Consider the following 11,992-nt stretch of genomic DNA (forward strand, 5'->3'; position numbering starts at 1 on the left):
GGGTGCCCGTGGCCCGCGCGGGGGGCGAGCGCGGGCCGTACGGCGGTCGTGCGGTGTGCGCTCAGCCCAGGTATCCCATCCGGTGGCTGATGTCCTCCGCGCCCTTGACGAGGACCGGGGCCAGCTCGTGCATGCGCTCCTCGGTGAACCGGTACGCCGGCCCGGAGGCGCTGATGGACGCGATGACCTGGCCCTCCCGGTCACGGATCGGCGCGGCCATGGCATGCAGCCCGATCTCCAGCTCCTCCAGCGTCCAGGCGTAACCGCGCTCCCGGGCCTCGGCGAGGTTCTTCTCCAGCTTCGCCTTCGAGGAGATCGTGCGGGGGGTCATCTTCTTCAGGCCCGCCTCCGTCAGCAGCGCGGCGCGCTCCTTGGTCGGCAGATGGGCCAGCATGATCTTGCCGCTGGAGGTGGCGTGCAGCGGGGTCAGCTGGCCGACCCAGTTGTGCGCGGTGACGGCGGCCTGGCCGCGCACCTGGTAGAGGTTGATCGCGTAGTGCTCCTGCATCACGGCGATGTTGACCGTCTCGCCGATCTCCTCGGCCAGCCGCTCGCACACGGGCCGGCTCTGCTGGGTGATGTCGATGCGCCCCGTGACCGCGCCCGCCAGGCGTACGATGCCGAAGCCGAGTGCGTATTTGCCCCGCTCGCCCGACTGCTCCACGAGGCCGCGCGCCTCGAGGGCACCCAGCAGACGGAACGCGGTCGACTTGTGCACATCGATTTCGGCGGCCACCTCGCTCACGCCCGCCTCGCCGCGCTGGGCCAGGATCTCGAGGACGCTGATGGCCCGGTCGACGGACTGCACTCCGCCGGACTGCGGCCCGTTCGTTCCGGTATCCGGACTGTAGTTGCTCATAACGAAACTATACGCGCAGTAAACAACGCGCTTCACGTAACGCGATGTGAACAAAGATCTTACAGGTTGCGCTGTTCGCAACCTGGTGCGCAATGCGATACCCGTACTAGCATGCCGCGCATCACGACGGCGCGAGCGAGACGAGGCGACACATGGCTCCTCTGCACTACGACTTCGTCATCGTCGGCGGTGGATCGGCCGGCAGCGCACTGGCGAACCGGCTCTCGGCCGACCCCGGAAACCGGGTGCTCGTCCTGGAGGCGGGCCGCTCCGACTACCCCTGGGACGTCTTCATCCACATGCCCGCGGCGCTCACCTACCCCATAGGCAGTCGCTTCTACGACTGGAAGTACGAGTCCGAGCCCGAGCCGCACATGGGCGGCCGACGCATCTACCACGCCCGCGGCAAGGTACTCGGCGGATCCAGCAGCATCAATGGCATGATCTTCCAGCGCGGCAACCCCCTGGACTACGAGCGCTGGGCGGCCGACCCTGGGATGGAGACCTGGGACTACGCCCACTGTCTGCCGTACTTCTGCCGGATGGAGAACTGCCTCGCGGCCGACCCGGACGACGAATTCCGCGGCCACGACGGCCCCCTCGTCCTGGAACGGGGTCCGGCGACGAATCCGCTCTTCACCGCCTTCCTCGCGGCCACCCAGGAAGCGGGCTACGCACCCACGGACGACGTCAACGGCTACCGGCAGGAAGGCTTCGCCAAGTTCGACCGCAACGTCCACCGAGGGCGCCGGCTGTCCGCCTCGAAGGCATACCTCAAGCCCGTGATGAAGCGGCCGAACCTCACGGTCACGACCCGGGCCCTCGTCACCCGGGTGCTCTTCGAGGGCAAGCGGGCGGTCGGTGTCGAGTACCGGCGCGGCAGGGGCGCGCCCCAGCAGGTCCGGGCCGGCGAGATCATCCTGTGCGGCGGCGCGATCAACTCGCCGCAGCTGCTCCAGCTCTCCGGCGTCGGCAACGCCACCGAGCTGTCCGCCCTCGGCATCGACGTCGTCCACGACCTGCCGGGCGTCGGCGAGAACATGCAGGACCACCTGGAGGTGTACGTCCAGTACGCCTGCAAGCAGCCCGTCTCCGTGCAGCCGTACATGGCGAAGTGGCGCGCCCCTTTCATCGGCCTGCAGTGGCTGTTCAGAAAGGGACCCGCGGCCACCAACCACTTCGAGGCCGGCGGCTTCGCCCGCAGCAACGAGGACGTGGAGTATCCCAACCTGATGTTCCACTTCCTGCCCGTCGCCGTGCGCTACGACGGCTCCTCACCGGCCGGCGGCCACGGCTACCAGGTGCACATCGGGCCCATGTACTCCGACGCCATCGGCTCGGTGAAGATCAAGAGCACGGACCCGCGGGAGAAGCCCGCGCTGCGCTTCAACTACCTCTCCACCGAGCAGGACCGCCGCGAGTGGGTTGAGGCGATCCGCATCGCCCGCGGGATCCTGGGCCAGCCCGCTCTCGCCCCCTACAACGGCGGCGAGATCTCGCCCGGGCCCTCCGTCGAGACCGACGAGGAGATCCTCGCCTGGGTCGCCAAGGAGGGCGAGACGGCCCTGCACCCGTCCTGCACCTGCAAGATGGGCACCGACGAGATGGCCGTCGTCGACCCGCTGAGCATGCGGGTGCACGGACTGGACGGGCTGCGTGTGGTGGACGCGTCGGTGATGCCGTACGTCACGAACGGCAACATCTACGCGCCGACGATGATGATCGCCGAGAAGGCGGCCGACCTCATCCTCGGCAAGGAGCCGCCGGCGCCGTCCAAGGCCGCGTACTACCGGCACCGCGACGCCCAGAAACAGGCCGGGTAGGCGGTGGGCGCCCAGGTGCTGCGGGCGCTGCTCGGCCGCATCCGCTACGAGGTGCTCCCGGCGACGGAGGAGAAGGTCCTCGCCCATGTGCCCCGCGGCGTCGTGGTGACGGTCACGGCGTCGCCGGTCAAGAGGCTGGAGCCGACGCTCGCCCTCACCCAGCCGATGTGGGACAAGCGGACGCACGCCACGTACATCGTCAGCAACCTGTGCTTCGACCCGCGCGTGCTCGGCGACTGGATCACCCGGATCCGGCGCCGTGACGTCGCCCTGCCCGTGTACGCCGGCGTTGCCGGGCCCGTGCAGCGGGCGAAGCTGCTGTCCATCGCGACGAAGGTCGGGGTGGGGGAGTCGACGCGCTGCCTTGCCCGGCACCCTTTCTGGCTTCTGCGGTTCGTGGCACCCGGCGGATACGCGCCGGAAAGGCTGCTCACCCGCAGCGCGGAGGCGTTCACCGCGCCGTCGGCGGCCGTGGCCGGCCTGCACCTGTTCACCTTCAATCAGCTCGCTGAGACGGAACGCTGGCGGCGTGCCCTGCTGGAGCGGCTGTACGCGTGAAATCGGCCTCGGCCGACCCCTTGACGGTGTTGGCCGATTCCGCCAGGGTGTTCCACCACAAGCAATGCAATGCACAATGCGCAACGAATTCTCGGTGAAGGGCGCGGCGCATGGCAGATCTGTATGTGGCCGGAGAATGGCGGGATCCGGTGGCCGGCGGCCACCGGGAGATCCGCTGTCCGGCGGACGGCACACTCGTCGCGACGGTCTCGGAGGCGACCCGCCCCGACACCGAGGCGGCGATCGCCGCGGCCCGCCGCGCCTTCGACGACGGCCCCTGGCCGCACACCCCCGAGCGGGAGCGCGGCGCACTGCTGCTGCGCACCGCCGACATCCTCGAACGCGACGCCAAGGAAATCGCCCGCGCCGAGTCGCTCGACACCGGCAAACGGCTGGTCGAGAGCGAGTACGACATCGCCGACGTCGCCTCCTGCTTCCGCTACTACGGCGGTATCGCCGGCACCAGCGCGGGGCGGGTGATCGACACCGGCCGCGACGACGCCCTCAGCCGGGTCACATACGAGCCCGTCGGCGTCTGCGGACTGATCACCCCCTGGAACTACCCGCTGCTCCAGGCCTCCTGGAAGGTCGCCCCGGCGCTGCTCGCGGGCAACACGGTCGTCCTCAAGCCCAGCGAACTCACGCCCTCCACCTCGATCCTGCTGATGAAGGCGCTCGAAGAGGCGGGCCTCCCGGCCGGGACCGCCAACCTGGTCCTGGGCGCCGGGGCCGAGGCGGGCGCTCCGCTGTCCGAGGATCCGGCCGTGGACATGGTGTCGTTCACCGGCGGCCTGCAGACCGGGCAGCGCATCATGGCCACCGCCGCGGCGACGGTGAAGAAGGTCGCGCTGGAACTCGGCGGCAAGAACCCGAACGTCGTCTTCGCCGACGCGGACTTCGAGACCGCCGTCGACTTCGCGCTCACCGCCGTCTTCCTGCACTCCGGGCAGGTCTGCTCGGCCGGCGCCCGGCTGATCGTCGAGGACGCGCTGCACGACGCCTTCGTGGACGAGGTCGTACGCCGTGCCCGGCTGATCCGCCTGGGCGGGCCCTTCGACGCCGAGGCCGAGACCGGCGCGCTGATCTCCGCGCAGCACCGGGAGAAGGTCGAGGCGTACGTCGCGGCGGGCCTCGCGGAGGGCGCCGTACTGCGCTGCGGCGGCGCACGCCCCGACGACCCCGCACTCGCGAACGGCTTCTACTACCCGCCCACCGTCCTCGACGAGTGCCGCCAGGACATGCGCGTGGTACACGAGGAGTCCTTCGGCCCCGTGCTCACCGTCGAGCGCTTCCACGACGAGGACGACGCCGTGCGGATCGCCAACGACACGGAGTACGGCCTCGCCGGGGCCGTGTGGACGCAGGACGCGGGCAAGGCGCAGCGGGTCGCCCGCAGGCTGCGCCACGGCACCGTGTGGATCAACGACTACCACCCCTATGTGCCGCAGGCGGAGTGGGGTGGTTTCGGGCGCTCCGGCGTGGGCCGTGAGCTGGGGCCGACGGGCCTCGACGAATACCGGGAGCCCAAGCACGTCTGGCAGAACATCCAACCCCGGCCGCAGCACTGGTTCCGCGGCTGAACGCCGAAAAGAGGCCGATCGTGACCCCAGCCCAGACCGAGGTGTCGCAGCGGCGCGACACGTCCCAGGACCTCCAGGACCGCACCCCGGTCATCTCCGTGCGCCGGCTGTGGAAGGTGTTCGGGCCGAAGGCCGACCAGGTGCCGGACTCCGGGGAGCTGTGCGGACTCACCCGCCGCGAGCTGATGGACCGCACCGGATGCACCGCCGCCGTCCGGGATGTGAACTTCGAGGTCTCGCCGGGCGAGGTCTTCGTCGTCATGGGCCTGTCCGGCTCGGGCAAGTCCACCCTGGTGCGATGTCTGACCCGGCTGATCGAACCCACCGCCGGCGAGGTCGTCTTCGAGGGCGAGGACATCCGTGGCGCCGACCCCGGGCGGCTGCGCGAACTGCGGCGCAGCAAGTTCTCCATGGTCTTCCAGCACTTCGGTCTGCTGCCGCACCGCAAGGTCGTCGACAACGTGGCGTTCGGCCTGGAGATCCGGGGCATGGGCAAGGCCGAGCGCACCAGGAAGGCTCTTGAGGTCGTCGAACTGGTGGGCCTCGCCGGATACGAGAACTCCTACCCCGACCAGCTCTCCGGCGGCATGCAGCAGCGCGTCGGCCTCGCCCGCGCCCTCGCCGGCGACCCCGACGTCCTCTTCTTCGACGAGCCGTTCTCGGCGCTCGACCCGCTGATTCGCCGTGACATGCAGAGCGAGGTCATCCGCCTGCACCACGAGGTCGGCAAGACGATGGTGTTCATCACCCACGACCTGTCCGAGGCCCTGAAGCTGGGCGACCGCATCCTGATCATGCGCGACGGCAAGATGGTGCAGTGCGGCACCGGCGACGAACTGGTCGGCGCCCCCGCCGACGACTACGTACGCGACTTCGTCAAGGACGTACCGCGCGGTGACGTGCTCACCCTGCGCTGGATCATGCGCCCGCCCCGGCCCGAAGACGCCCTCGACGGGCCCGAGTTGGGTCCGGACGTCGTCGTGCGCGAGGCCACCCGGGCGGTGCTGGCGGCAGAGAAGCCGGTCAAGGTGGTCGAGGGCGGCAAGCTGCTCGGCATCGTCGGCGACGAGGAGATCCTCTCCGTCGTCGCCGGGCAGGAAGGCGGTGCGTGATGGCCGTCGCCGCCGACGCGACCGCGCCGGTCGCGACCCTGCGCCGTAAGGTCAGCCGCCCCATGGCGGTGGCGGGGATCCTGATCGCCTGGCTGGTGCTCTTCGCCGTACTGCGCGGCCAGCAGACGCTGACCCTCGCGGCGGCCGACCTCACCGGCCTGCACCACTGGCTGAACGACGTCAACGACAGCATCGGGGCCAACCGCAACTCCAACCCGATCTTCCTGTACTTCTTCAACGAGATCCGGCTGGGCATCGACAACCTGGTGACCTTCGTCCAGACCCTGGTCTCCCAGCCCACCGGCGGCCGTCCGGTCCCGCAGATCGGCTGGCTCGGCGTCATCTCTCTGACCGGCTATGTCTCCTGGGCCGTGGGCAACTGGCGGGTCGCTCTGCTGGCCGTGGCCGGCTTCACCTTCTTCGGGCTGCAGGGCCTGTGGCAGGAGAGCATGGACACCCTGGCGCTGACCCTGTCGGCGGTCCTCGTGGCGCTGCTCATCGGCATCCCGCTCGGCGTGTGCGCCGGTCTGTCCGACCGGTTCAACCGGATCATGAGGCCCTTCCTGGACTTCATGCAGACGATGCCGACCTTCGTCTACCTCGCCCCGCTGACCCTGATCTTCCTCATCGGCGGGGCCTCCGCCGTGATCACCACCGTGATCTACGCGGCACCGCCCGCCATCCGTATCACCGCGCACGCCATCCGTTCGGTGCCCGAGACCACCGTCGAGGCCGCGAACTCGATGGGCACGACACGAACGCAGCAACTCGTCAAAGTGCTGCTGCCGATGTCGAAACGCACGGTCGTCATGGGCGTCAACCAGACCATCATGGCCGCCCTGGCCATGGTGACCATCGCCGCCCTGATCGACGCGCCCGGCCTCGGCAAGACCGTCGTCCAAGCCCTGCAGTCCCTCGACGTGGGCACCGCCTTCAACGCCGGTCTCGCCATCGTCGTCATGGCCATCGTGCTCGACCGGGTCACCACGGCGGCGGCCGCGCGCACCGAGTCGGCCCGGCGCACGCGCGGCAGCCTGCTGAAGTGGCGCCGGCCGCTGCTGGCGACGGGCGGGATCGCGGTCGCCGTCCTGGTCTATCTGTCCCACACCTACGTCTGGGCGGCCGAGTTCCCCGGCAACGGCAGCACCGGCAGTCATATCGCGAGCGCGGCCGACACCACGACCACCTGGCTGCAGGAGCATCTCTCGGGCCTGACCAACGGCCTCCGGGACGTCATCACCAACGGCCTGCTCAACCCGTTCCAGACGCTGCTCACTGACTCCCCGTGGTGGCTCGTCGGCGTCACCCTGGTCGCGCTCGGCGCGGTGCTCGGCGGCCGGTGGGCCGCGGTGACGGCCGCCGTGTGCGTCGGTCTGCTGGTCGGTACGGGCGTGTGGTCGGACAGCATGACGACCCTTGCCTCCACCGCCGTGGCCACGGTGCTGGTGATGCTGTTCGGTGTCGTCTTCGGCGTGTGGATGGGGTGCAGCCTGCTCGTGGACCGGGTGGTGCGGCCCACCCTGGACGCCGCACAGGTCATGCCGCCGTTCGTCTATCTCGTGCCGTTCCTGGCCCTCTTCGGCGCCACCCGGTTCACCGCGATCGTCGCAGCCGTCGTCTACGCGGCGCCCGTCGCTATCAAGATCATCGCGGACGGGGTGCGCAACGTGCCCGAAACGACCGTGGAGGCGGCCACCTCGGCCGGGTGCAACACCTGGCAGATCATCACCAAGGTCCAACTGCCGATGGCACGCAGCGCCCTGACTCTGGCGACCAACCAGGGTCTGATCTACGTGCTGTCGATGGTTGTTGTGGGCGGCCTCGTAGGGGCCGGAGCCCTCGGCTACGACGTCGTGGCCGGGTTCTCGCAGGGACAGCTGTACGGCAAGGGGCTGGCGGCGGGGCTCGCCATCGTACTGCTGGGAGTCATGTTCGACCGGATCACTCAGGCTGCGGCGCGACGCACCGGGGCATAAGGAGCACGACACCATGGCAAGACACTGGCGAGCCGGCGCGGCCGGCCTGGCCGTCCTCGGCCTCACCCTCACGGCCTGCTCGGGAGCAAAGGTCGGCGACAGCACCTCTGCGGGCTCGAAGGCCTCGGGCGGCAAGTGCGGCACCTTCAACCTGGCCGTCAACCCGTGGGTGGGCTACGAGGCGGACGCGGCGGTCGTCGCGTACGTCGCGCGGCACAACCGCGGCTGCACGGTCAACAAGAAGGACCTCAAGGAGGAGATCGCCTGGCAGGGCTTCGGGACCGGCGAGGTGGACGCCGTCCTGGAGAACTGGGGCCACGACGACCTGAAGAAGAAGTACATCACCGGCCAGAAGACCGCCGTGGAGACCGGCTCGACGGGCAACAAGGGCGTCATCGGCTGGTTCGTACCGCCGTGGCTGGCCAAAGCGCACCCGGACATCACCGACTGGAAGAACCTCAACAAGTACGCCGACCAGTTCAAGACGTCGGAGTCGGGCGGCAAGGGCCAGCTGCTCGACGGGGACCCGTCCTATGTCACCAACGACGCGGCCCTGGTCAAGAACCTGAAACTGGACTTCAAGGTGGTGTACGCGGGCAGCGAGACAGCGCTCATCCAGGCGTACCGGACGGCCGAGAAGAACAAGCAGTGGATGATCGGCTACTTCTACGAGCCGCAGTGGTTCCTGTCCGAAGTGCCGCTCGTGAAGGTCAACCTGCCGACGTACACGACCGGTTGCGACGCCGACGCGGCGAAGGTGGCCTGCGACTATCCCGTGTACGACCTGGACAAGATCGTCAGCGCTCAGTTCGCGAAGTCGGGCAGCCCGGCGTACAGCCTGGTGAAGAACTTCCACTGGACGAACGACGACCAGAACACCGTCGCCAAGTACATCGCGGTGGACAAGATGTCGGACGACGCGGCGGCCAAGAAGTGGGTCGACGCGAACCAGGACAAGGTCGCCGCCTGGCTGAAGTAGCACGAGGCGAGGAAAGGGCAGCTCAGGACGCCCGGCAGGCGGTGTGCACACATGCGCGCCGCCTGCCGGGCGTCGCCGTGTCCGGGACCCGTTCTCCGACGTCCTCCGCCCCCTTGACACCCCTCCTCGACGACGGGCACATTGAGTTGCGCAGCCTGAATCACGTTGCGTAAAAAGCAACTGCACCGGTCTCAAGTTCGGAGGTTGGGCGATGGCGGGACCCCGAGTGGTGATCATCGGAGCGGGCGTCGTGGGAGCGGCCCTGGCGGACGAGATCTCTGCACGCGGCTGGACCGAAGTGACCGTGGTCGACCAGGGCCCCCTTCCGGCCACGGGCGGCTCCTCATCCCACGCCCCGGGCCTGGTCTTCCAGACGAACCCCTCGAAGACCATGACGGAGCTGGCCCGCTACACCGTCGAGAAGTTCTGCTCCCTCGACGTCGACGGCAAGCCCTGCTTCCTCCAGGTCGGCGGCCTCGAAGTGGCCACCACCCCCGAGCGCCTCGCCGAACTCCACCGCCGCCACGGCTGGATCACCGCCTGGGGCATCGAGGCACGCCTGCTGACCCCCGACGAGTGCGTGGAGAAGCACCCGCTCGTCAACCGCGACCGTGTTCTCGGCGGCATGCTCGTCCCCACCGACGGCCTCGCCAAGGCTGTCCTCGCCGTCGAGGCCCAGATCCGCAGAGCCACCGAACGCGGAGTGCGCTTCCTCGCCCGCCACGAGGTCCTCGACGTACATCAGAGCGAGGGCCGCGTCACCAGCGTGGTGACCGACCAGGGAGAACTGCCCGCCGACATCGTCGTGTGCTGCGCCGGCATCTGGGGCCCGAAGATCGCCCGCATGGTCGGCATGAACCTGCCGCTCACCCCGCTCGCCCACCAGCTCGCCTGGACCGGCCCGGTCCCCGCCCTCGCCGGCCAGACCGAGGAGGCGGTGCGCCCGATCCTGCGCCACCAGGACGCCGACCTCTACTACCGCGACCGCTACGACGGCCTCGGCATCGGCTACTACGGCCACCGCCCCATGCCGGTCTCCGCCGACGACATCCTCTCCGTGGGCGAGGCCGAGCAGATGCCCTCCGTCCTCAAGTTCACCGAGGACGACTTCGCGGACGCCTGGACGGAGACCCAGTCGCTGCTCCCCGTGACCCGCGAGGCCAAGGTCGAGGAGGGCATCAACGGCCTGTTCTCCTTCACCACCGACGGCTACCCCCTGCTCGGCGCGTCCCCGGACGTCCGGGGCTTCTGGGTCGCCGAAGCCGTGTGGGTCACCCACTCCGCCGGCGTCGGCCGGGCCGTCGCCGAATGGCTGGTCGACGGCCACTGCTCCTCGTTCGACCTGCACGAATGCGACGTCAACCGCTTCGAGCCGCACCAACTGTCCCCGGAGTACGTCCTGGCCCGCGACTGCCAGAACTTCGTCGAGGTCTACGACATCGTCCACCCCCTCCAGCCGACGGGCGCGCCCCGCCCGATCCGCACCAGCCCCTTCCACGCCCGCCAGCAGGAACACGGCGCGTTCTTCCTGGAGGCGAACGGCTGGGAGCGCCCCCAGTGGTACGAGGCCAACGCGAGGCTGGTCGAGGGCCGCTCCATCCCCACCCCCAACGACTGGGCGGCGCGCTACTGGTCACCGATCGTCGGCGCGGAGGCGCAGGTCACCCGAGAGACCGTCGCGCTGTACGACATGACCGCCCTCAAGCGCCTGGAGGTCAGCGGCCCAGGCGCCGCCGACTTCCTGGAGCGGCTGGTCACCGGCAAGGTCGCCAAGTCCGTGGGCTCCGTGACGTACACCCTCCTCCTGGACCACGACGGCGGCATCCGCAGCGACATCACCGTCGCCCGACTCGCCCGCGACCTCTTCCAGGTCGGCGCCAACGGCAACCTCGACCTCGACTGGTTCACCCGCCACCTGCCCGCCGACGGCACCGTCCAGGTCCGCGACATCACGCCCGGCACCTGCTGCATCGGCCTGTGGGGCCCGCTTGCCCGCGAGGTCCTGCAACCCCTCACCGCCGCCGACTTCTCGGGCGACGGCCTGAAGTACTTCCGCGCCAAGCGCGCCCACATCGGCAGCGTCCCGGTGACGGCGATGCGGCTGTCGTACGTCGGTGAACTCGGCTGGGAGCTGTACACCACCGCCGACCTCGGCCTGAAGCTGTGGGACACCCTCTGGGCCGCCGCCGAGCCGCTGGGCGGCATCATCGCCGGCCGCGGCGCCTTCAACAGCCTCCGCCTGGAGAAGGGCTACCGCTCCTTCGGCACCGACATGACCTACGAGCACGACCCGTACGAGGCCGGCGTCGGCTTCGCCGTCAAGCTCGACAAGGGCGACTTCCTCGGCAAGGCCGCGCTGGAGCGACGCAAGACCGACGTACGGCGGAAGCTGACCTGCCTCACCATCGACGACCCGCGGGCCGTCGTCCTGGGCAAGGAACCGGTCTACGACGGCGACCGCGTCGTCGGCTACGTCACCAGCGCGGCGTACGGCTACACCGTCGGCAAGGGCATCGCCTACGCCTGGCTTCCGGCCGACCTCGCCACCCCCGGCACCACCGTGCACATCGGCTACTTCGACCAGCGCGTCGAGGCGGTCCTGGCCGAGGAGCCCCTGTTCGACCCGACCATGTCCCGCCTTCGTGGCTAAGGCTTGTCCGGCGGATCCTGTCGGCCGACGCTCCGCGTCGACTTCCTCCTCCGCCTTGCATCTGCACGCTCGCCCACTCTTGACTTCGCTCAAGCGGGGGGACCCAGCGCGGCGTGTTCCACATCATCGAGGAGCAGGCGTCCGCCGCCCTGGAACGGTTCCCGGCGTTCGCCCGCCCCATGTGCTGCGCACGTGGGGCGGGATCGTCGACGTCAGCCCCGACGCCTCGCCCATCGTCGTCCTCACCCCGGTCGACAACCTCTACCTCAACTGCGACTGGGGCACCGGCGGTTTCAAGGCCACCCCGGGCGTCGGCTGGGTCTACGCCCACACCATCGCCCACGACACCCCTCACCACCTGAACGCCCCCTTCTCGCTCGACCGTTTCACCACCGCCGCGCTCGTCGACGAGCACGGCGCGGCCGCGGTGGCCCAGTAGGGAGCCCGACCATGCT

Annotated in this window: 8 protein-coding genes and 1 pseudogene; 8 read left to right on the forward strand and 1 reads right to left on the reverse strand. The window is 69.5% G+C overall.

What is annotated here, in order from left to right; translation table 11 throughout:
• Window positions 1–61: 61 nt before the first annotated feature.
• The gene (locus AB5L52_RS44775; protein WP_369368730.1) at window positions 62–859 is read right to left on the reverse strand and encodes an IclR family transcriptional regulator; all 798 of its coding nucleotides are present in this window, start codon (window positions 857–859) and stop codon (window positions 62–64) included.
• 152 nt (window positions 860–1,011) lie between these two features.
• Here AB5L52_RS44775 and betA point away from each other — a divergent pair, with 152 nt between their 5' ends.
• The 8 genes and pseudogenes from betA to AB5L52_RS44815 all read left to right on the forward strand — a co-directional run.
• Window positions 1,012–2,682 carry a choline dehydrogenase gene (gene betA / locus AB5L52_RS44780; protein WP_369368731.1) on the forward strand — a complete coding sequence of 557 codons (1,671 nt, stop codon included), beginning with the start codon at window positions 1,012–1,014 and terminating at the stop codon, window positions 2,680–2,682.
• 3 nt (window positions 2,683–2,685) lie between these two features.
• Window positions 2,686–3,240, forward strand: coding sequence for a hypothetical protein (locus AB5L52_RS44785; RefSeq protein WP_369368732.1), 555 nt, complete (start codon window positions 2,686–2,688; stop codon window positions 3,238–3,240).
• A 110-nt stretch (window positions 3,241–3,350) separates the two neighbouring features.
• On the forward strand, window positions 3,351–4,820 hold the full coding sequence (locus AB5L52_RS44790; protein WP_351029088.1) for an aldehyde dehydrogenase family protein: 1,470 nt from the start codon (window positions 3,351–3,353) through the stop codon (window positions 4,818–4,820).
• 20 nt (window positions 4,821–4,840) lie between these two features.
• Window positions 4,841–5,932 (forward strand): glycine betaine/L-proline ABC transporter ATP-binding protein, encoded by a 1,092-nt coding sequence (locus AB5L52_RS44795; protein ID WP_351029090.1) that lies wholly within the window; start codon window positions 4,841–4,843, stop codon window positions 5,930–5,932.
• Window positions 5,932–7,908 carry an ABC transporter permease gene (locus tag AB5L52_RS44800; RefSeq protein ID WP_369368733.1) on the forward strand — a complete coding sequence of 659 codons (1,977 nt, stop codon included), beginning with the start codon at window positions 5,932–5,934 and terminating at the stop codon, window positions 7,906–7,908. The genes AB5L52_RS44795 and AB5L52_RS44800 overlap by 1 nt, the downstream gene beginning before the upstream one ends.
• A gap of 13 nt (window positions 7,909–7,921) precedes the next feature.
• Window positions 7,922–8,887, forward strand: a complete 966-nt coding sequence (locus AB5L52_RS44805) for an ABC transporter substrate-binding protein (RefSeq protein WP_369368734.1) — start codon at window positions 7,922–7,924, stop codon at window positions 8,885–8,887.
• Between the two features lie 211 nt (window positions 8,888–9,098).
• Complete coding sequence (locus AB5L52_RS44810) at window positions 9,099–11,537, forward strand: FAD-dependent oxidoreductase (RefSeq protein WP_369368735.1); 2,439 nt, start codon at window positions 9,099–9,101, stop codon at window positions 11,535–11,537.
• A 101-nt stretch (window positions 11,538–11,638) separates the two neighbouring features.
• Window positions 11,639–11,976 (forward strand): annotated as a pseudogene (locus AB5L52_RS44815) (FAD-dependent oxidoreductase); the annotation flags it as partial.
• Window positions 11,977–11,992 lie beyond the last annotated feature (16 nt).

The organism is Streptomyces sp. CG4 (genome assembly GCF_041080655.1).
In the GTDB taxonomy this organism is placed as follows: Bacteria; Actinomycetota; Actinomycetes; order Streptomycetales; family Streptomycetaceae; genus Streptomyces.